This is a genomic window from Lysinibacillus sp. NPDC098008 (assembly GCF_044760715.1).
In the GTDB taxonomy this organism is placed as follows: Bacteria; Bacillota; Bacilli; order Bacillales_A; family Planococcaceae; genus Lysinibacillus.
Window position 1 is genome coordinate 26,380 of the sequence record NZ_JBIWBA010000001.1, and the last position, 20,316, is coordinate 46,695.

Annotated in this window: 19 protein-coding genes and 2 pseudogenes; 15 read left to right on the forward strand and 6 right to left on the reverse strand. The window is 37.4% G+C overall.

Annotated features, from left to right (window positions below):
* The first annotated feature begins 14 nt into the window (after positions 1-14).
* Positions 15-716: a Dph6-related ATP pyrophosphatase gene (locus ACIQVU_RS00125; RefSeq protein WP_340805866.1), complete on the forward strand. Its 702-nt coding sequence runs from the start codon at positions 15-17 to the stop codon at positions 714-716.
* A gap of 22 nt (positions 717-738) precedes the next feature.
* Here ACIQVU_RS00125 and ACIQVU_RS00130 read toward each other — a convergent pair whose 3' ends face one another.
* Complete coding sequence (locus ACIQVU_RS00130; RefSeq protein WP_402893069.1) at positions 739-1,260, reverse strand: TetR/AcrR family transcriptional regulator; 522 nt, start codon at positions 1,258-1,260, stop codon at positions 739-741.
* Between the two features lie 184 nt (positions 1,261-1,444).
* Here ACIQVU_RS00130 and ACIQVU_RS00135 point away from each other — a divergent pair.
* The 7 genes and pseudogenes from ACIQVU_RS00135 (at position 1,445) to ACIQVU_RS00165 (ending at position 8,445) form a co-directional block, all read left to right on the forward strand.
* Positions 1,445-2,161, forward strand: a pseudogene (locus ACIQVU_RS00135) (SDR family oxidoreductase).
* Positions 2,162-2,173: 12 nt separating this feature from the next.
* Positions 2,174-2,917 (forward strand): dihydrofolate reductase family protein, encoded by a 744-nt coding sequence (locus ACIQVU_RS00140; protein WP_340805868.1) that lies wholly within the window; start codon positions 2,174-2,176, stop codon positions 2,915-2,917.
* On the forward strand, positions 2,907-3,302 hold the full coding sequence (locus ACIQVU_RS00145) for a cupin domain-containing protein (protein WP_340805870.1): 396 nt from the start codon (positions 2,907-2,909) through the stop codon (positions 3,300-3,302). The genes ACIQVU_RS00140 and ACIQVU_RS00145 overlap by 11 nt, the downstream gene beginning before the upstream one ends.
* Before the next feature lie 102 nt (positions 3,303-3,404).
* The gene (locus tag ACIQVU_RS00150) at positions 3,405-3,731 is read left to right on the forward strand and encodes an ArsR/SmtB family transcription factor (RefSeq protein ID WP_340805872.1); all 327 of its coding nucleotides are present in this window, start codon (positions 3,405-3,407) and stop codon (positions 3,729-3,731) included.
* Positions 3,728-4,138: an SRPBCC family protein gene (locus tag ACIQVU_RS00155; RefSeq protein ID WP_340805874.1), complete on the forward strand. Its 411-nt coding sequence runs from the start codon at positions 3,728-3,730 to the stop codon at positions 4,136-4,138. The genes ACIQVU_RS00150 and ACIQVU_RS00155 overlap by 4 nt, the downstream gene beginning before the upstream one ends.
* An 85-nt stretch (positions 4,139-4,223) precedes the next feature.
* The gene (locus ACIQVU_RS00160) at positions 4,224-7,394 is read left to right on the forward strand and encodes an ATP-binding cassette domain-containing protein (protein WP_402893074.1); all 3,171 of its coding nucleotides are present in this window, start codon (positions 4,224-4,226) and stop codon (positions 7,392-7,394) included.
* 106 nt (positions 7,395-7,500) lie between these two features.
* Positions 7,501-8,445 (forward strand): nucleoside hydrolase, encoded by a 945-nt coding sequence (locus tag ACIQVU_RS00165; protein ID WP_340805877.1) that lies wholly within the window; start codon positions 7,501-7,503, stop codon positions 8,443-8,445.
* An 8-nt stretch (positions 8,446-8,453) separates the two neighbouring features.
* On the opposite strand, the gene ACIQVU_RS00170 is transcribed toward ACIQVU_RS00165, so the two are convergent.
* The 3 genes from ACIQVU_RS00170 to ACIQVU_RS00180 are packed head-to-tail and all read right to left on the reverse strand — an operon-like array spanning position 8,454 to position 12,230.
* On the reverse strand, positions 8,454-9,578 hold the full coding sequence (locus ACIQVU_RS00170) for a Ger(x)C family spore germination protein (protein WP_340805879.1): 1,125 nt from the start codon (positions 9,576-9,578) through the stop codon (positions 8,454-8,456).
* A complete protein-coding gene (locus ACIQVU_RS00175; protein ID WP_340805881.1) occupies positions 9,565-10,686 on the reverse strand; it encodes a GerAB/ArcD/ProY family transporter in 1,122 nt (373 codons plus the stop codon). The genes ACIQVU_RS00170 and ACIQVU_RS00175 overlap by 14 nt, the downstream gene beginning before the upstream one ends.
* Before the next feature lie 11 nt (positions 10,687-10,697).
* On the reverse strand, positions 10,698-12,230 hold the full coding sequence (locus ACIQVU_RS00180) for a spore germination protein (protein ID WP_402893080.1): 1,533 nt from the start codon (positions 12,228-12,230) through the stop codon (positions 10,698-10,700).
* Positions 12,231-12,807: 577 nt separating this feature from the next.
* On the opposite strand from ACIQVU_RS00180, the gene ACIQVU_RS00185 reads away from it, so the two are divergent.
* Positions 12,808-14,241, forward strand: coding sequence for a DHA2 family efflux MFS transporter permease subunit (locus tag ACIQVU_RS00185; RefSeq protein WP_402893661.1), 1,434 nt, complete (start codon positions 12,808-12,810; stop codon positions 14,239-14,241).
* A gap of 47 nt (positions 14,242-14,288) precedes the next feature.
* Here ACIQVU_RS00185 and ACIQVU_RS00190 read toward each other — a convergent pair.
* Both ACIQVU_RS00190 and ACIQVU_RS00195 read right to left on the reverse strand, forming a co-directional pair.
* A pseudogene (locus ACIQVU_RS00190) lies at positions 14,289-15,202 on the reverse strand (C40 family peptidase).
* A gap of 317 nt (positions 15,203-15,519) precedes the next feature.
* A complete protein-coding gene (locus tag ACIQVU_RS00195; RefSeq protein ID WP_340805887.1) occupies positions 15,520-16,113 on the reverse strand; it encodes a YczE/YyaS/YitT family protein in 594 nt (197 codons plus the stop codon).
* 110 nt (positions 16,114-16,223) lie between these two features.
* On the opposite strand from ACIQVU_RS00195, the gene ACIQVU_RS00200 reads away from it, so the two are divergent.
* From ACIQVU_RS00200 to ACIQVU_RS00225, 6 genes are all read left to right on the forward strand, one after another.
* On the forward strand, positions 16,224-16,676 hold the full coding sequence (locus ACIQVU_RS00200) for a MarR family winged helix-turn-helix transcriptional regulator (RefSeq protein ID WP_340805889.1): 453 nt from the start codon (positions 16,224-16,226) through the stop codon (positions 16,674-16,676).
* A 20-nt stretch (positions 16,677-16,696) separates the two neighbouring features.
* Positions 16,697-17,215, forward strand: coding sequence for a spermidine/spermine N(1)-acetyltransferase (gene paiA, locus ACIQVU_RS00205; protein ID WP_340805891.1), 519 nt, complete (start codon positions 16,697-16,699; stop codon positions 17,213-17,215).
* Positions 17,216-17,556: 341 nt separating this feature from the next.
* Positions 17,557-17,949: a hypothetical protein gene (locus tag ACIQVU_RS00210; RefSeq protein WP_340805893.1), complete on the forward strand. Its 393-nt coding sequence runs from the start codon at positions 17,557-17,559 to the stop codon at positions 17,947-17,949.
* Positions 17,950-18,132: 183 nt separating this feature from the next.
* Positions 18,133-18,888 carry an NADH dehydrogenase FAD-containing subunit gene (locus tag ACIQVU_RS00215; protein WP_340805895.1) on the forward strand — a complete coding sequence of 252 codons (756 nt, stop codon included), beginning with the start codon at positions 18,133-18,135 and terminating at the stop codon, positions 18,886-18,888.
* A gap of 52 nt (positions 18,889-18,940) precedes the next feature.
* Positions 18,941-19,609: a hypothetical protein gene (locus tag ACIQVU_RS00220; protein WP_402893086.1), complete on the forward strand. Its 669-nt coding sequence runs from the start codon at positions 18,941-18,943 to the stop codon at positions 19,607-19,609.
* A complete protein-coding gene (locus tag ACIQVU_RS00225; RefSeq protein ID WP_340805898.1) occupies positions 19,606-20,304 on the forward strand; it encodes a hypothetical protein in 699 nt (232 codons plus the stop codon). The genes ACIQVU_RS00220 and ACIQVU_RS00225 overlap by 4 nt, the downstream gene beginning before the upstream one ends.
* The last annotated feature ends 12 nt before the right edge of the window (positions 20,305-20,316 follow it).

A 20,316-nucleotide genomic window follows, 5' to 3' on the forward strand; every position in this document is an offset into this window, starting at 1 on the left:
AGGAGAACATCATTATGTCACAAGCCGTCAATTGGAAAAACAATGCACAAGGTCAGCGATTTATTGCCTCCTTTAGTGGTGGCAAGGATAGTGTGTTAGCATTATATAAAGCAAAAAAAGTCGGGCAAGCAATGGGCTTGATTGTGATGCTGGAGGAGGAAGGTAAACGTTCCAGATCGCATGGTATGCCCCCTGCACTAATACAGGCACAAGCACAGGCAATTGGACTGCCTGTTTATACGGCTGCTGCGAGCTGGGCGGATTATGAGCGTGTATTTATCCAGCTTTTAGCAGATGCCAAGCAGCAAGGGGCAGAGGTATTAGTGACAGGGGACTTAGATATGCCTATTCATGATTGCTGGCATGATAAGGTGACAAAGCAGGCTGGTTTACAGCTTGCCATGCCATTATGGGACATGGACCATCGTGCTGCTGTGCAGGAATTTATTGATTTAGGCTTTGTTACAATGGTGGTGACGGTTAATTTATCACTTGGTATGACAGAGGAGGATTTAGGACGTGTGCTTACCCATGATTATATAAAGGAGCTTGAAGCACGTGGGATTGACCCTTGCGGAGAGGGTGGGGAATTCCATACAACCGTTCTTGATGGACCACTTTTTCAACAGCCCATCACTATTCGCCAATGTCCCATCCACAAAGATGGTGAATATGCTTTTTTACCGCTGGAATTAGCTAACAATAACGTCATGTAGATGGCGTTATTGTTTGATGCTGCTATAAATTTGTTTCCAATAAATTGCCCACTTGCTCTGCCATAACTTGTGGTGGATAGGGCTTACCATTGGTAAACCACCATTCCACAATGCCAACAATGGCAGCCCCAAAAAATTGCAGTGTAATCTCCTGCTCATCCCCCATATCCTTTGTTAATTCCTCTATTACAAACGCCAAAAATATTTTTCTAAAATAGTGTGCGCCTTTACTATCTAGCATTGTTGTAAAAAATAATGTATGACGGTCAAAGTATTCAAACCATAATAGCTCTGCCTCAACATAATTCATATCCATAGCTAATGTACAAAGCTTACGTAATTCCTCTATATGCTCATCTGTTAATTTATCCAGTAAATCATATTTATCAAGATAATGTAAATAAAAGGTTCTTCTATTGACATCTGCTCGATCGGAAATTTCTTGTATAGTAATAGCATCAAAGCCTTTTTCCGCCATTAATGCAAGAAAAGCATTTTTAATGGCTTTTTGAGATTTTATAATTCTGCGATCTATTTTTGTCATACTAGAAAACACCATACTTTCTACACAATATCAAATTATTTGTGCACTATTGCTCTAATACTAGCAATTTGATTATTGCGAATAGCTACTATTTCTTTTAAATTATACACAGTTGAGTATTAATTCATCAAGGTGAATTAATAGAATGGAGGAATAAGCTATGATAAAAGATAAAGTTGTGATAATGACAGGCGCGTCCAGTGGAATTGGGGAGGCAACTGTCAAGGAGATTGCTGCTAAGGGCGCAAAGCTGGTACTCGTTGCACGTCGTCAGGAGCGTCTTGCAAAATTGCAGGCAGACATTCAAGAAAGGGTGGACAGGCAGTTTATCAGGTTGCAGATGTGACATCCCCTATACAGATGGAGGCAGTAGCTGCCTTTAACACTTGAGCAGTTTGGACAAATTGATGTATTGGTTAATAATGCAGGCATTATGCCACAAGCATTTTTGTATAAGCAAAAGCTTGTCGAATGGGATCAAATGATTGATGTCAATATAAAAGGTGTGTTGTATGCGATTGCTGCTGTGCTTCCTACAATGCGTGAGCGTCAATCAGGGCATGTGATAAACCTTTCTTCTGTTGTTGGTCATCATATTTATCCGGGCGGTACTGTTTATTGTGCGACAAAGCATGCCGTGCGAGCGATTTCGGAAGGCTTGCGTCAGGAAGAAGCGATGAGTGGGACAAATATTCGTGTTACCAATATTTCGCCTAGAGCCGTTAACAGCGAATTATTAGCAACAACTTCAGATACTGATATGCGCGCAGGCTTAGATGAATTTTATCAAGTAGCGATTGATGCGACAAATATTGCAAAAACCATTGCATTTGCTATTGAGCAACCTGCTGAGGTTGGTATCAATGAAATTATTGTGCGCCCAACCGTACAGGTAGGGTAAAAGGAGAGGATCATGAGTAGACCATATTTATTTTGTCATATGCTTGTTTCATTAGACGGGAAAATTATCGGCTCCTATATGGATACACCTGAGGGGCAAGAAAGTAGCAACGTGTTTTATAACATTGCATTTGGGGAAAAGCCTTTTTATAAGCATCAGGGCTGGCTATCTGGACGTACCACAACAGATGATAATTTCACCCACTATCAAACGCCGAACTTAGATAACACTGCGCCAGCCGTACCAGCAGGAGATTTTATTGTCGACACAGATTTAGACAAATATTATGTATCCATTGACCCATCTGGCAAGCTGGGCTGGACAAGCAATATATTACAATACCGAGATACAAAGGCTCATATTATTGAAGTGTTGACAGAAAAAGCAAGCAATGCGTATAAAGCACTATTAAGAACACACAATATCTCCTATATTATCGCTGGCAAAGAAACATTGGATTATGATATTGTAATGCAAAAGCTTAAAACATTATTTATGATGGATACACTGATGCTTGGCGGTGGTGGTGTGTTGAATTGGTCATTTATCCAAGCTGGGCTATGTGATGAAATCAGTATTGTCATTGCACCAACGGCAGATGGTTGTGCAACAGCTCCCTCATTGTTTGAAACACGAGAGGGCTTATCAACAGCTATACCTGTAGGATTTTCCTTAAAAGCTGTTGAAGCACAGGAGGATGGTAGTGTTTGGTTAAGATATACTGTGAAGAAGGCAGGGACTGATAATGGCAAATGAACATTTACGCAATAGCACAATTTTTCCATTAGGGCAAAAAGTCGAAGCAAACTTTATTGGAGATGCGTATCTACAAATGGTGTTTACGGATGCAGCACCGCTTAATACAGCCATTGGCAATGTAACCTTTGCGCCAGGAGCACGCAATAATTGGCATGTTCATCATACTGGGCAGGTGTTATTAGTAACAGGTGGCGAAGGCTGGTATCAAGAGGAAGGAAAGCCAGCCCAGCGTTTAACAACAGGCGATGTTGTCAATATTCCGCCAAATATCAAGCATTGGCATGGTGCAACAAAGGATAGCTGGTTTGTGCATTTAGCGATGACACCTGGTGAAACAGAGTGGCTAGAGCCTGTTGAGGATGAATGGTTTTCTCAATTATAAGTATTAAAACGTTGTAAAGAAGGGGCATACTTTCTTTATAACGTTTTTTCTTGCTATATTGACAGGACACCGTTAAGTGTCCAATTAGAAAGGGTGGTGGTTGTGAGCCATAATAATCAAGAGCGTGATGTTTATGTAGCCATTGCTGACCCAACAAGACGTCAATTATTGCGTTTATTAGCAGAGGCAGAGGAATTACCACTTCATGAATTAACCGCTCACTTTCAAATGGGGCGCACTGCTGTATCCAAGCATTTGGCGATTTTAAAGGATGCTGGTCTTGTCCTTGCACGAAAGGATGGCAGGGAAACGAAATATCGTTTACATGCTGCTCCATTACAGGAGGTTCAGGATTGGGTCGCATTTTACGAAAGTTTTTGGAAGCAACGAATGGGTCAATTACAACGTTTATTGGAGGAAAACAAATGAAACCAGATGTATCAGTTGATTATCAATTTACAAGTTCTATCGAGCAAGTATGGCATGCCTTAACAGATTCAGATATGCTCGCAAAATGGATATGGAGCAATGATTTTCAGCCAGTCGTGGGACACAAGTTCCAATTCCGCGCAGAGCCAAATGAATGGTGGGATGGCATTGTCCATTGTGAGGTGCTGGAAATTGATGAGCCTCATAAAATATCGTATACTTGGGCAAGTGCTGGTGAAACAACAACCGTTACATGGACACTCACACAAAATGAAGATGGTACAACCCAGCTACGTCTTGACCAATCAGGCTTTAGCGAGGAAACAAAAGCACGTCAAGGCGCAATTGAAGGTGCTAAATATTCTTGGCTAACAATGGGTGAGCAGCTTCAAAAAGTGCTGGGATAGCCTCTAATAAAGAACGCAATTCCTTTTATAGAATTGTGTTCTTTCCATTTTCATTGAAATCTCTGCAAACAGAAAGGACCATCTAATGAAAATTAACCAACTAATCGCCAACAATATTTACCGTCTAGATGTGACATTACCAGAGAATCAATCGCTCGGTATTACTGGGTTATCTGGCTCAGGGAAAACAACATTCTGTCAAACTATTGGAGAAGAATCAAAAAAACGTCTTGTATCGTTATTACCAAAGGCTGAATATCAATATTTATTTCCAGAGGTTATGGAAACCAATTTTAGTGCCATTCAAATGGAGGATATGCCCTTAGTGCTATTTTTAGGGAAATCATCTATTTCCACTAATCCCCGTTCAACAATTGGCACACATACAGGTGTTTTTAAAGAAATTCGTCAGCGCATGGCAGAGGAATTTCAGCTATCGCCAGAGGTTTTTTCCTTTAATAATGCGCTTGGCTGGTGTCCTGCCTGTAAAGGACGTGGCACAACGAAAAATATACAATGCAAAAAGTGTGAAGGGAAGCGCTACAATCCTGAGGTAGAGCAATACAAGATGACATTGCAAGGTCAGCCTCACAACATTTCAGCTATCCATGAATTAAGCGTTGAAACGATTTATGCACTAGCAGGGGAATTAAAGATTAGCGAAGAGAAACAGCATATTTTGCGCAATATTATGGAAATGAATATTGGCTACCTAACATTGAATCGCATTATGGGGACATTATCAGGTGGGGAATTAACAAGACTTTACCTAGCAGAGTTTATGGCAACAAGTGAAGATACGGTCATTATTGTGGATGAAATTTCTGTTGGTCTTGACCACAATACATTGCTAAAAATTTTACAGCAAATTAAACAATTAGGCACTAAAAATCAAATTTGGCTAATTGACCATTCCGATACGGTGCTGGATATGGCTGACCAGCCTGTATTCTTTGGGCCGGGCAGTGGGAAATACGGTGGAAAAATTGTTGAACAATCACCAAGACCTCAGCCCATCTACTGCAAGCGCAATGAGGCAGCTCCTACAGCCTATTATCAATTTCACGATTTATATTGCCGCAATATTGAAATTGATCATATCGAAATTCCAAAAAACCGTCTTGTGACCTTTACGGGTGAATCTGGCTGTGGAAAATCAACACTTGTCAATGAATGTATGGCAAGGGACTTTAGCAAGCGCTATCCACAGGATAAGCTCGTGATGGTTGGACAAGACCGCAACCAGTCCATTACAAGCCGTTCCACGGTTGCAACGTTTTTAGATATTAAAAAGAAGCTTACCAAATATAGCGAGGATATTGAGGATATTTTCCAGCGCTCCATTGAGGATATTATTGATGAGCTACCAGCAGCAGATATAGCTCATAAGCGTCTAAGCTTATTAATTAAGCTTGGGCTTGGCTATTTAACGCTTGAACGAAAAACACAATCCCTCTCAACAGGGGAATTCCAATGTGTGCACTTAGTATCAGAGCTATTTGCCAATACGAAGCATCCACATACACTCTTTATTTTTGACGAGCCTTCAAAAGGATTATCGCAAAATATTTTAAATCAATTTATTGATAGCATCCGTACTATTTTACAGGACGAAGCCATTTCCATCGTGATGATTGAACATAATGCCTATATGCTGGAAAGCTCTGATTTTATTGTTGATTTCGGTAAAAGACAGCAGGAGCCAGTGCAGCAGCTCGATGTTGTCAGTCATCATGATTATTTCCAGCCATCCAATAACAAAGAGCATGCTGCACCATTGCAAATTGCCTCAACATTAGCAGCAAAAAATGGTATTGTCTACCGAGAAGATGACCCTATCAGCTACTTTAAACAGGCTGAAAATATTTATAAGGGCGGTATTTTAAAGAGTCTATCATCTATGGCACGCCTCATTTATGGAGAGTATGAATCGAATAAAATTGCGCCTGTTGTGGAGATTGATCTTGAAAGACATTTATATAGCCAGTATAGCTTCCTGTATGAAATGGGCGGGCTAATTAATCATATTGTTGCTGCACATCCAACAAATAAAGATACACGAAGCTTTGACTTTTTCCGTCAAGAAAATCATTGTCCGAGCTGTTCAGGTCGCCTAGAAATTGAAAAATTCGATATGGATATTGTTATACAAAATAAAGGCGTACCCTTTTGGGATGGCTTATTACATCCTGATATTATGGAAGTGCTACAATACTATCAGCATGCAAAATTAGCCTTTTTATTTGAGGAAATTAAACGTGAGCTTGGTCAAGATTTAACGAAAAGCTACAATGATATGACAGAGGATGAAAAGCATACATTTTTATATGGCTATTGGGACAAGCCGTTTTATGATAAAGCCACAAAATCATCGAAAAAGTGGGAAGGCTTTAATTTTATTATTGGACGTTATATTGTCATCTCCAAATCCGCTATTAAACAGCAAATTAAAGATTCAAAAGAAAAGATGCCATGCCCAATCTGTCATGGCACTGTGCTGAACCATCAAAGGAAATTGCTGTTTGGTCATACAGATATTCGTGATATCATTCAGCTACCAATTGATGACGTGATGAATATCGTTGGCAAGCTTCCAGTGCTTGACAGGCTCAAGGCAATTGTTGGCGGGGAAATGTCCTTGCTGCAAGATGTGTCCTTGCTGCCGCGAGCAACACAGGTATCCTTAAAAATGCTCGAATTGGAGCTAGCAAGCTTTGTAGGCTATGAAATCGTGCTGCAAAATGCCTTACCATTCTGGGCTACAATTAAAGATAATATTGAAACGATTAGCCATAAAAACCTTGTGACGATCTGTGATTTTGCTAATATTTACGAAACAAGGGAGGCTATGATCGATCAATATTTCACCAATGGCAAATATAAAAAGCTCACATATGTATACGAAGCATTTGGCTATAAAAAAATCGTCACACAAATAAATAAAGTAAAAGCGAGTCATCCTTGTCCATTCTGTAAAGGAAAAAAGGTTATTGCAGAGGACGGCTTGCATGACGGTGTTCAGAAATTATCCATTCCTTGTGTGAGCTGTGGGGCAAGTGGTATGAATGAGGAAGGGCTACAGGAAAGCATTGACGGTATCGATGTTCAGACATGGCTAACAGGTGCTGTGCGTGATGTAATAGCAGAGGGCTTATATACAGAGGATGCCGCAAATATTCCTATTTTTAGCCGTATTCGAGAGTTAAATAAACAACAGATGATGGCGATTTATCACTGCCTTGAGCAGTATCGCTAACAACAAAACTCATTTGCCATAACCACTGGCAAATGAGTTTTTTCTTTATATAAGTGTATCGTCTTACAAGTGTTCATCGTACTATAAGGGAAAGGAGAGGATATTATTGGGAAAAAAGGTGCTGTTATTTGGAGATATTGGTATTGATGATACAGTAGCCTTAATCTATGCATGGCTGAATCAAGAGATTGAAATTGTAGGGCTAGTGGCAGATTACGGCAATGTATCAAGAGATGATGCTGTAGCCAATATTTATTATGTCATGAAGTTATTTGATTTTCCACAAGATATTCCTGTTATTTTAGGGGCAGAGGTGCCATTAACAGGAGAGCAGCCTATCTATTATCCAGAAATTCATGGCGAGCGTGGACTTGGACCTATTATCCCAACCGATGACCATGATATACAAATCGAAAATTTTTTAGAAATCGTCAATATTATTAAGCGCTATAAAGATGAGCTAGTCATTGTGAATATTGGGCGTCTAACCTCACTAGCAATTATGTTTATTTTGTACAACGATTTAATGAAGCATATCAAGGAATATTATATTATGGGTGGTGCTTTTTGGATTCCTGGCAATGTGACAACTGTTGCAGAAGCAAATTTTCATGGCGATCCATTTGCGGTCAATATTGTGCTGACATATGCCAATAATGTAACAATTATTCCATTAAATGCAACGCAAAAGGCGATTGTCACGCCCGGCATGGTAAATTACATTGATTCCTTTGGCAAAACAAAAATTTTAAAGCCTTTAATGGACTACTATACAAAGTTTTATCAGGAGCGTGATCCATCCTTATTAGGTAGTCCTGTGCATGATGCCGCAACACTTATTGCAACAATTCATCCTGAAATGTTTATCTTCGAGTCCTATCCTGTAATGGTTGTTGATAAGCTGGAGGGACCTGCACGAGGGCAAAGTATTGCTGAAACAAGGCATTATGAAAACGAAAAAAACGGTGCGAAAATGCATCGTATTGCCTTTGACCTTCATTATGAGCAATTTTTTCATCACTTTTTAGCGGTCATGACAGGGCATTATTGAATCACCATCTATTCAAATACACCATTTCTTAAAATAACAAAATCAACATGGATATTGACTTTCATATCTTTATACATTTCATGCCATTTTTCTCTTGTCAGTTGCGCATGCCTTATAGAGCTTCTATATTCCTCACCAAAGCCAAAAATATCTGACTCTACCTTTTGACTATGGGTAATTACCCTAGCCAATTCTTTCGTTAATTTGTGCTGAATGACCTTTTCCAGGGCAGCAACACTTTTTGGATTTCCCTGATTAATATCTGGATAGGTTTCTAATATTCTTGCTTTGATTTTCACATTCAGATCAAACTCTGGATTTGTAGCATCCACCAATGTGACTTTTCTTTTGGAATGGATTGCATCAAAGGCTACTGTCATGTCATCAGATGTTACTTTTTGTAAGTTTGATGGGAGGTCTTCTTGGTGTAATATCGTTTCGTATAAGCCAGCTTTAAATGTATCTCTAACAATTTTCACATAAAAACTGTCTGTGGCTGGCAGTGTACTCACCATTTTGCCATCTTTAAACAAGGCTACACCATTTAATTTCACAAGCTCCTTATCCCTTTTAATAATCGGCATTGTTACATCTTTACCAACGGAATAATAATCGCGTGCCACTTCGTGCAATGTACCAGAAATCATATATTCCTGCTCAATGTTTTGTTCAATAAGTCTATAGATATGCTGACCAATATCCTCGATATTTTCGTATTCATATTCTAGTAGGGGAGCTACTCTGTCCTCCACAATAGCCATATATATACCATTGCTAACACTAGCATTTTCCAAATTCGTATCAATATAATAACGAAGACCTTTTTTCGCCAATTCTTCACCAAATAAAATAACCCTCATTTGACCAACAACAACCTTTTTCGATAGTTGTTGATTGGCTTCCATTCGATTGCCCTTACTTGTATCATTTTCTGTTGTCAGCACTTCTACATTACTTTGAAATTCTGGATTGACCTCCCGAATGACCGCTGTTGTAGCTATCTTTTTTTCTATGCCTACATCATAGCCAACTAATGTTGTCAGCCCTATTTTATCGAGAATGTTGGTCTGTGCACATCCGTATAAAAGCACCAATGCTAATAAAAGACTATAAACATTTTTAAGCTTGTTCATTTTTTTGCTCCTTCTTTGTGATGATCTTCTTTTTCAATGCAGCTATAATCCATAACACAATCGGGTAGACAAAGATAACATAAAACGCTATATTCGACAGTTGATTGTTAATCGCATTGATTTGTATACGTGTTTGAATAAATAATGTGGCAAGAAAAATAAAGAAGGCAAATAGCCAAGCAAATTTTGTATGACTAATATTGACTAAGCGAATAGTACCACGATAAGCAGCCCATAAATAAAGACAAAGATTTGGCAAAATAATCAGCATCCAAAAGCAAACTGCCATAAATTCAAAGCGCTCGATAAAAGGAAAGCTAATAAAGCTAAATAATGTTAATGTCGCCCATACCGTTTTGATGATTTCCTCTTTGCTATAATAGGTAATCGAAACGAGCATGACAGCTAAATAAATAGCTGTTGTAGCTAGTAAGCTTAAATGGGCATATTTTTGAACATGCTTTTTATCATTTAAAAAAGGATAAATAACCATTAATATCTCAAAGCCAAGAATCGTAAAGGTCATGGATTTTGCCCCTTTTAAAATAGCGAGAAAATCTGTTTCTAAAACAGGAAGCAGACTGTTTATAGATGAAAATTTTAATGGAAAAGCAAGCATAGGGATAATCCATAAAGACAGGACAACACTAAAGAAGGAAACCCCTACAATCACACGCAGCCCACCCGTAAAGGCATAGATAATAATGATTAATAAGGTTATGGCTAAAAACCATGCGCCAATATTAGGAAAAATCCATGCCTGAATAACCTCAATATAATTGCGTAAAACGGAAAAAAACGCTACAAAGCAATAGAACACATAGAGGATATTTAACATATTTCCAAGCCATTTACCAAAAATATCCTGTTGAATGCCATAAAGGTCATTGGAGCCATATATTTCTAATGTTTTAATCATACAAAAGGTTACAATATGTGTGGCAATACCCGCTAGTAGAACTGAAATCCATGCATCATGTCTTGCATCCTGATACACAATACGTTGAAACCCCTGTACACCAACCCCAATTTGAGCACTGTGCATCACAAAAAACAATAAATAAGTATTGACCATCTCTTTAGGGCTAAGCTGTATAGGCTTTTTCATCTATTTCACCTTCAGTTCAACTTTTTTTTCGGCTTGATCGGTTCAGGGTCGAACTTGTAGTCATCTTTCGGTCTTGTTAAAGCAGGTCTTTTGGCTGTTAATGGAATCGGCATACGGATAATACTATCTCGCATTTCCTTTAATCTCGGAGGATAGAAGGGAGACATATATGGTGCGCCCAAGCTTGACTGGCGTAAAAGATGAACGAGTATAAAACAGACAGCAAGCATAATCCCATAAAAGCCCCAAAATCCTGCAAGTATAATAATAGGAAAACGAATAAGTCGAATCACGTTCCCCATCATATAGCTTGGGGAGGTAAAGGATGCCAAGGCACTTAAAGCAATAATAATTAATAAAATATTACTTGTAATACCTGCCTGTACCGCTGCTGTACCGATAACGATACCGCCAACAATACCGATTGTTTGCCCAATTTTAGTGGGCAGCCTTGCACCTGCTTCTCTCAATAATTCAATAATAATTTCCAGCAGCAATGCCTCAAATATAGGCGGAAAAGGAACTAAAGCCCTCGATTCACTTAACGGCACTAAAAAGGCTTGTGGAATCACCTCATAATGAAAGGTGAGGGCAGCCACATAAAATGGCGTTAAATAAACTGATAAAAAGAAGGCGGCAAGTCGTAATAATCGCACAAAGGTTGCAATTTGCCAACGTAAGTTTTGATCCTCCTGACTTTGAAAAAATTCAGTAAAGGATTGCGGGCAAATAATCGCCATCGAGCTACCATCAACAACAATACCGATCTTCCCATCCAACAAACCATCACAAAATCGGTCGGGTCTTTCGGTTAACAGCATTTGCGGAAAAACAGACAAGGAATTATCATCAATCATTTCGGTCAAAACCGCACTATCAATTAATGCATCTACACGGAGGTTCGCAAGACGCTGACGTACAGTATTGACCATTTGATCAGAGGCAATACCATTCATATATAAAAGGGTCACAGCCGTATTTGTGCGTCTGCCAATTTTTATTTTTTCATTACAAAGGTCAGGGCTCACTATGTAACGACGAATTAACGAAATATTTGTAGATAGACTTTCATTAAAGGCAACCTGTGTGCCGATTACTTGTGACTCATTTTCAGGTGTCGATAAAGCTCGTGACTCTCGACTAGCGATATTGGCTATGATTACTTGCGAATAATCTGCTATATGAATCAAAACAGACCCATTGACAATTCCTTCTATCGCTTTTATGAGCAGACTAGCTATCATAGTTTCAGGAATGGAAAGGGCAGCCATCAGGGTTTCGGGTGTGTCGTCTGGCTTATTTTGTACATTGGCTATAATATTATTGTTTAATGTCTGATCGTCCACTAAATTATCGATGTAAATAAGCGTGATATTAGGTGGGAAAGATTGAATAATTAAATCATCTGGATTATTCGTAATATCTTTTATCGATTGAATAAAGTCACCTTGGGAATGCGGAATTTTTTCGACATTTTCTATAGGAGCTTCCCAGTTCATTGTCGTAGATGATTGTTTTTGGTTGAAAGGCAGTTTAAATTTCATATTGAATGATAAGGCTCCTTTCATTAGTTTACTTCGTTTATAGAATTGACGGTAGAAAGGCGTTCTATACTTATTTCTTATAAATCGAAATTTGGCTCTACTTTACACAATAGGAAACCCGTCAGATTGATATGCTCTGACGGGCTTTTATTTAAGATTAGCTATTTTGTGTTATGAATGATTCGTTGTTCCTGTAGAGCAAGCTCGATCGTATTGATCGACTATTCTAAGCTTCTTACTCTTATTACGTATCCAAAGCAATGACTTCTATCAAAAATTTATTTTTTATAACCATAGGGGAGAGGACAAATAAAAAAGTCGATTCCTAAAATAGGGAATCGACTTTTTTCTATTGAAATCACTTATTATTTATGATAAATTTATATAGCTAGACTTTGTGCATTCATTTTTACTCACTATTATCTATTCTAATTATAGCACAAAATCTATCGCTAAGTCAACTTCTTATATTGATTTTTTTCAAGAGGTTGCAGCAAAACAATAACAACACAGAAAGTAGGACTGATGCTATTTGACAGAGAACTTAACTTCCACCCAATCGAAAACACCCTATGGTATGATTGCAATTTTATTTATTGGAGCCTTTGTAGCAATTTTAAATGAAACATTACTGAACATTGCCCTACCAGCAATTATGGATGAATTCCATGTCAAAGCAACGGCTGTGCAATGGCTATCTACAGGCTATATGCTGATTAATGGTATTTTAATACCCGCAAGTGCATTCTTTATTCAACGCTTTACAGATAGAAAGCTGTTTATTACAGCTATGGCGCTATTTACGCTAGGGACATTTCTGGCAAGCGTTGCACCAGCATTTGGTGTATTATTAGCCGCTCGTATGATTCAGGCAGCAGGCTCAGCGATTATGATGCCACTATTAATGAACGTCATGCTCACAGCCTTTCCAGTTGAAAAACGTGGGGCAGCGATGGGGATGTTTGGTCTTGTCATGATTACCGCTCCAGCGATTGGGCCAACGCTTTCTGGCTGGTTAATTGAGCATTATAGCTGGCGTATTTTATTCGATATCGTCCTACCAATTGCCATTTTAACGTTAATTTTTGCAGTCTTTAAATTAAAAAATGTCACACCGCAACGTGCCATTAAGCTTGATGTGTTCTCGCTTATTTTATCAAGCATCGGCTTTGGCGGTCTGCTTTACGGCTTTAGCTCAGCAGGGGACAAGGGCTGGGATCATCCACTTGTCTACGGCACAATTATTATTGGGTCACTGGCATTACTTACATTTGTTCTTCGTCAGCTACGAATGGACGAGCCGATGCTGGAGTTTCGCATTTTTAAATACCCAATGTTTGCTTTATCCTCAGCCATTGCGATTGTGATTGCCGTTGCGATGTTTTCAGCGATGATTTTAATGCCAATTTATGTGCAAACAATTCGTGGCATTTCGCCGATGGATTCAGGCTTACTCATGCTTCCCGGAGCGATTGTAATGGGAATTATGTCGCCCATTACAGGGAAGCTCTTTGATAAATACGGCGCAAGAAGCTTAGCGATTATTGGCTTAACCATTACCATTATCACGACGTATTACTTTAGTAAAATTGATATGGAAACAACCTATGCGACACTTGTTTGGCTTTATACATTGCGTATGTTTGGAATGTCCATGGTAATGATGCCTGTGATGACGAATGGCTTAAATCAGCTACCAGCCTATAATAACCCACACGGCACAGCGATGAATAATACATTGCAGCAGGTATCGGGGGCTATTGGCTCCGCTGTATTAATTACGGTAATGAATAATAAAACTACGGCAAAGGCAGAGGAGCTAGCTGCAACTATTAGCCCAACAGCTTCACCACAGCAACTATTAAACGAGTCAATGCTTCACGGCATTACATTTACCTTCTTTATTTCAACATTGATTGCAGCCATTGCACTGATTCTTGCATTCTTTATCAAGAGAGTTACACCTAGTCATGATAATGCTGTGAACGAGGAAGCGAGCGATCAAAAATAACTGGAAAAACGGGTGATGCGTATTTTAAGCATCACCCGTTTTATATGCTAATGACTTAATCGTTGGATAAAGGCAGTTAATTGTTCCAATGTAACATGATCGTTTACACCAAAGGCTCCATTCCCTGTACCAACTGTAATTTTATTGGAAGCGAGAATGGCTACATACTGATTAGCCCAGTGAGAGTTTGGAACATCCGTAAATTGTTCTGCTGTGCCTTGCTGTTTTAAATGAAAGGCCTCCACTAAAACCTTGGCTAATTGACCTCGTGTGATTGGGGAGCTTGGATTGAATTTTCCGTGCTCATCACCTGTAAAAATGCCCACTTTTTTGAGTGCTTCCACAGCACCTGCATATTTAGCAGATGGCTTAACATCAGGGAAGGTTGTGTTTGTATCAGTTGTATCTAACTGTAGTACATTCGCTAGTCGAAGTGCAACCTCTCCACGTGACGCATAAATACTAAAGTCAATCTCTGCATTTTTTACTTCTCCCAAATCATTGTCAGTGAAGCTAGCAATACGCTTTGCCCCTATGTAGCGAGAAGCCCAGTAATAGGGATCGTTAATGTTATCTATTTTACTCCAGCACTTGTTGTAGCCGAAATAAACTTGCTATCACCTATGTATATACCAACATGTGAAACACCGCTTCCTGAAGTATTAAAGAATACAAGATCACCCGACTTTAAATGGCTCTTTGAGATAGAAGTGCCTTGCTGATATTGAGCTTTAGAGGTACGTGGTAACGAGATACCTAACTTTGAAAAAACAAATTGTGTATATGCTGAGCAATCAACGCCTGTTCTAATATCGTTTCCGCCATATTTATAAGGGGCTCCGATATATTCCTTGGCTGTATTGGTAATATCTGCTGCTGTTGCTGCTTTTGCATCATGCATACCAATGCCTGTGAAAAGTGTGAAAGATGCAAAAATAGGTAGTAACCATTTTTTCTTCAATTAAATCTTACTCCTTTCAAATAGCTTTCGCCTTTGACTAGAGTAAGAATAACATGAAATAGCTAAGTATTATTTTTCAATAGTATTACTGTTTATAATTGACCAGTAAAATTGAAACCTTAATTTCATCTATGTAAACTATCCGCAATAATCATGGTCAAATTTGTTAAAAAAATATAAAATTATAGGATAACTAGTGACATAAGTGTTCACTCCCAAGTTTTCTTAAATTTACACGGTGTAGTTATTTTCTTACTATTAGCTAGGCATGAGCAGGCATAGTTTCATATTGCTTGCCCATGCTTTTTTAGTTGCTATTATACAAATCGGCTTAAAGCTTTTTCTGTATAAGGCATAAAGAAATGAAGGATAAAGCCACCTAAGCAAACCGTTAATATGGTGCCAATACCGATTGGACCATGAAATAGCATCGCCAGCACTAAAAACACAATGTAAATCAATGTTCTAGCAATAAATAAATTTGTATTCATAACATCCTGAATAATTAATGTCAGTCGATCAACAGGAATGGGTGCAAAATTAACATATAAATAAATAGCTGTGCCAAGCCCAATCACAATTAAGCCAATGACAAAGCAAATGACTTGGCTATACCATACGGTTGGCGTTAATAGATCACGCCATAAAAGCAACCATCCATCGATGCCAACTCCTGCTATAAAGGCTGTTACAAGCCCTAGCAATTCAGGTCTTTGCCTTGCAAGAATAGCATTGCAGCCGATTAATAGAAAGGCAATAATAATCTCCCAGCTTCCTACCGTCAACCCCACATGGCTAGCCAGTCCGACCAGCAATGCATCAAAAGGAGCTGTACCTAGATTAGATTGAATCGTTAATGAAATACCAAGCGTTAAAATAATAATTCCTACAGTAAAAAATAAATACCGCATATGTAGTCGCTCCTCGCTTTTATGTTGCAAATACAATAAAATTAAACTATATTGACTATATAGCCTTTTTGTTGTATTTGCAATATAAAAAATTGCGAAGGAGGTGCAGCATGACAGAAATTCTTCGGGAAATTGGTATGATTGCTAGGGCATTGGATTCCATCAGCAATATCGAATTTAAAGAATATGATTTAACAAAGGGTCAATATTTATATCTTGTGCGAATATGCGAACATCCCGGAATTATTCAGGAAAAGCTAGCTGAGATGATCAAGGTTGACAGAACAACCGCCGCACGCGCTATTCAAAAATTAGAGGTCAGCGGCTTTATTGAAAAAAGGAAGGACGAGCAAAACAAAAAAATAAAGCGACTCTTTCCAACCGACAAAGGTGAGGCAATCTATCCGATTATTAAACGAGAAAATGATTATTCCAATAGCGTTGCATTAACAGGCTTTTCTGAGGAGGAGGCAGCGCTTGTTTTCCAGCTTCTTGAAAGAGTGCGGAAAAATATTGAGGTTGATTGGGAGCTTGTCAAAAAAGGACATAAAAGAAACTATTAATGATAAAAGAGGTGGCGTCAATGACAATTACATTAGCAAAATGTCAACAAAGCGATGTAAAACAGCTACAAGCAATTAGTATTGAAACATTCAATGATACATTTAAGGATCAAAATACCCCTGATAATATGGAAGCATATTTAGCACGAGCATTTACTGAGGAACAGCTAACAAAGGAGCTAGCAAATAAATCGTCAGCATTTTATTTTATCTTTGTGAATGAAGAGGTGGCAGGCTACTTAAAGGTAAATGTTGATGAGGCACAATCTGAAAAAATGGGGAACGAAGCACTGGAAATTGAGCGAATTTATATAAGAAGCAGCTACCAAGGGCAAGGGCTTGGTAAATACTTAATGGACAAGGCCATCGAGCTGGCTACAGCACAAAACAAAAAATGTATTTGGCTAGGCGTGTGGGAGAAAAATGAGCCAGCTATCGGCTTTTACAAAAAACGAGGCTTTGTTCAAACAGGCACACACTCCTTTTATATGGGGGATGAGGAACAGATTGATTGGATTATGACAAAAATGCTTGAATAAAACCTAAAAGCCATTATTTTGACGTATATATTCAAAATAATGGCTTTAATTTTATTAAATAAACCATTAATAAACATTTTATGTTTTTACACCCATAATTGTATTTACAAATTTTATTTATAAATACTATAATACAACAATAGAATACATAATATGTTAATTTTAAAACAAAAAAGTAATGATTATAAATCAAAATAGCCAAAAATAAACTTTTTATTAAAAATACATTGTATTAAAAAGGGGGAAGGTGATATATTAATTACAATACATAGAAAAGGAGGCATTAAATTACATTTTTTATTATGATTCGAAGTAAGAAAAATAAAAGGAGTTGTCTTTGAATGAAGAAAAAATTAGTGTCAACAATATGTGCGGCAGGATTACTGATTAGTGCAGGTGCGGCAAGTGCAGGTACTAGTGCTATTTCATACGCCAAAGAACTGCCAGTATTATCTAACAATATCTATTTAGCAACAGGAAAAAAAGATACTAATAGTCAAGCAAAAGTTGAAAATTCTGTAGTCGGCGCTGACTACAAAGCAAATATGTGGATTGTGGATGCTAATGGAAAAAAGGTATCACCGACAGCTACAAAAGTAACTGACAATGATACACGTTCCTTTACAGTTGATCAAAGTGCTGTTGGTGGTAACGTAACCCTTGTTGCAGAGAATGATACTGCAACATATGTCAAGGTAGATATTTCAGGAAAATTTTACCCAGATGTAAAATAAAATGAAGGGGGTTGTCTTTAAGTAGACAACCCTATGCTTAATTTAAGGTGGGGGATAACAATGCTCATTGAATATAAAAAATTATTAAAAAATAAAAATTTTTACCTTAGCCTTTTTTTATTAATACTTATTGTTGTAATCGCAGTCTTTATAGGAGTGAATACGCATAAAGAGGAATATCAATTGGTAGAGAGGATTTATGAAAAAAATGCAACAGTGTTAAGTCTAGTTTCTCCTCATAAACAATGGATTGGCTTCTCCAGTGCTTCAAATTTTGCTTCAAGCCTGTACTATTTCTTCTTTCCAGCAATTATATCGATTGCACTTGTAGATTCTATTTATCGTGAAAAAAGAAGTGGTAATCAAAACTATCTATTTATGCGGATGAATAGAAAGAAATATTATACGATCAAGTTTGCAACAACCTACATAACAGCTTTTTTATTATTTGTACTGCCATTATTACTAGGTGTGATACTAGTTAATCTCTTTACAAATCACTGGGATTATACAGCGTATGCCACTAGCTATAAACAGTTAGTGGAAGGAACAATTATACTACCAGATGATGCTTTTAAAGGAGATATACTAGACCTTTTTTCTGATTTTTTAATTACATCTCCCTATGTATATATGATTTTTTATTATGTACTGGGTGGGCTATTTGCCAGTGGCTATATTTGCATGGGACTAGCATTCTCTATGTTTATTAAAAATCATTATTTAGTAATATTTATGCCGCAAATTATTTATATTGCTTGTTGGGGGCTACTGACTGCCTTAGGGAAGCCAAGCTGGGATCCATTTAATTTAATAAGCCCTAGACAAAGTTTAGAACAATTATCGGTTACGGCAATCATCGTCACATTTCTTTTACAGCACTTGCTAGCATTTGCGATTTACTTCATCGGTATAAGGAGAAATCGTGATGTTTTATAAATATATCATGTATAGTATGCAAGATATACTACTGAAAAAGAAGGTATTCTTCATGGTTATATTTTTTATAATAATCATGATGACATTGGCTATTATACCTAATCCTACAATGGTATTAACGAAATGGCATTCCGTGAAAGATTTTATGCTATTGTTTCGCTATGAGTATTTTCATTTGCCTATATTACTTGTCTTATTAGGCTCTTTTTCAGAGATAAATGACTGGATACTGCTAAGAAGATATACACAACGCCAACAAATTGCTTGGCAAAAAGTCTGTTTAGTGTTCATAGTTACTGCTATTTTAACTGTAATTATAACGCTGGGTAGTATTATTTGCACGGCTTTAGTAAAGTGGCTAATTTTCCCCTCTACAATCAATTACAGCTCTTTGTTTTTATATACACCTGAGCGTATAAGGGAAGACTCATCGCTTTATTTTATTTATATGTATTTCTGTGTGACTGCTATTTGTGGTCTAGTGTTTATTGTCCTGCAACAGCTAGTCAAAAATAACTTTTTAAGTATGATTATTGTGCTAAGTGTTGTTATTTTAGATCAGATGACAATAAGCATAATACCGATTTTCTTCTATAGCAGTGAATTTACATCACCTATTAGCTCATTTCTAATATTACTAGCAATTGCTGTATTATTCATTAATACAATTCATTATTTAGTCAATAAACTAGACTTTTATGTGCGAGATGATAAAGAATGAAGACATTTGGATTAGAGTGGAAATTAATACGAGAGGATGCACTTAAAATCAGCTTGATTTGTACTATCTTTCCTATTCTTAGTGCATTATTATTTCTTGATAAAGCAATATTATTTGATAGTATGACGTTACGACAAGCCTTTACAATGCTATTTGGTCAAATTAATCAATTTAATGTCATTTATTGGACATTGTTATGGTTTGGCTATGTTATTTTGCTACAAATTTTATGGAAGCCTCGCTCTAAATATTTTTTATACAATATGCTATTACGTTATCCAACAAAGAGTTGGTTTTGGCTAAATCAACTATTATTAATATTTATTTTTACAGTAGGCTATGTCACACTTTATTTTGTCACAAGCTTTTGCCTCTTTTTATTTTTTAAAGTGCATATACAGTTCAGCTTCTTAATTGTGCTACAAATTGTTGTGATATCCATAAATATTTACTGTCATGCGCTCTTATGGAAATTAATTGAGCTACTGTTTTCAGCAAAAATTGCTACGGTGTTACTTGTTATTATATTTTACGCTGGTGTAAAAGTACCCACTCCCTATATCCCTTTCTATTTTGGAATGACGGAACACTTCAACCCCAGCATATTATTCACTGTTTTATTAACTGAAGTATTGCTTATTTGTATGATGAGTATATGCATTATACGCATCGGATTAAAAAAAGATTATTATTAAGGAGGTTACGAT

Excerpts from the sequence above, each read along its gene's own strand:
- ACIQVU_RS00125 (WP_340805866.1), top strand. The coding sequence starts at position 15 with ATGTCACAAGCCGTCAATTGGAAAAACAATGCACAAGGTCAGCGATTT.
- ACIQVU_RS00220 (WP_402893086.1), top strand. The coding sequence starts at position 18,941 with ATGGTTATATTTTTTATAATAATCATGATGACATTGGCTATTATACCT.
- ACIQVU_RS00185 (WP_402893661.1), top strand. The coding sequence starts at position 12,808 with ATGATTGCAATTTTATTTATTGGAGCCTTTGTAGCAATTTTAAATGAA.
- ACIQVU_RS00155 (WP_340805874.1), top strand. The coding sequence starts at position 3,728 with ATGAAACCAGATGTATCAGTTGATTATCAATTTACAAGTTCTATCGAG.
- ACIQVU_RS00210 (WP_340805893.1), top strand. The coding sequence starts at position 17,557 with ATGAAGAAAAAATTAGTGTCAACAATATGTGCGGCAGGATTACTGATT.
- ACIQVU_RS00170 (WP_340805879.1), bottom strand. The coding sequence starts at position 9,578 with ATGAACAAGCTTAAAAATGTTTATAGTCTTTTATTAGCATTGGTGCTT.
- ACIQVU_RS00160 (WP_402893074.1), top strand. The coding sequence starts at position 4,224 with ATGAAAATTAACCAACTAATCGCCAACAATATTTACCGTCTAGATGTG.
- ACIQVU_RS00195 (WP_340805887.1), bottom strand. The coding sequence starts at position 16,113 with ATGCGGTATTTATTTTTTACTGTAGGAATTATTATTTTAACGCTTGGT.
- ACIQVU_RS00175 (WP_340805881.1), bottom strand. The coding sequence starts at position 10,686 with ATGAAAAAGCCTATACAGCTTAGCCCTAAAGAGATGGTCAATACTTAT.
- ACIQVU_RS00200 (WP_340805889.1), top strand. The coding sequence starts at position 16,224 with ATGACAGAAATTCTTCGGGAAATTGGTATGATTGCTAGGGCATTGGAT.
- paiA (WP_340805891.1), top strand. The coding sequence starts at position 16,697 with ATGACAATTACATTAGCAAAATGTCAACAAAGCGATGTAAAACAGCTA.
- ACIQVU_RS00145 (WP_340805870.1), top strand. The coding sequence starts at position 2,907 with ATGGCAAATGAACATTTACGCAATAGCACAATTTTTCCATTAGGGCAA.
- ACIQVU_RS00180 (WP_402893080.1), bottom strand. The coding sequence starts at position 12,230 with ATGAAATTTAAACTGCCTTTCAACCAAAAACAATCATCTACGACAATG.
- ACIQVU_RS00225 (WP_340805898.1), top strand. The coding sequence starts at position 19,606 with ATGAAGACATTTGGATTAGAGTGGAAATTAATACGAGAGGATGCACTT.
- ACIQVU_RS00140 (WP_340805868.1), top strand. The coding sequence starts at position 2,174 with ATGAGTAGACCATATTTATTTTGTCATATGCTTGTTTCATTAGACGGG.
- ACIQVU_RS00130 (WP_402893069.1), bottom strand. The coding sequence starts at position 1,260 with ATGACAAAAATAGATCGCAGAATTATAAAATCTCAAAAAGCCATTAAA.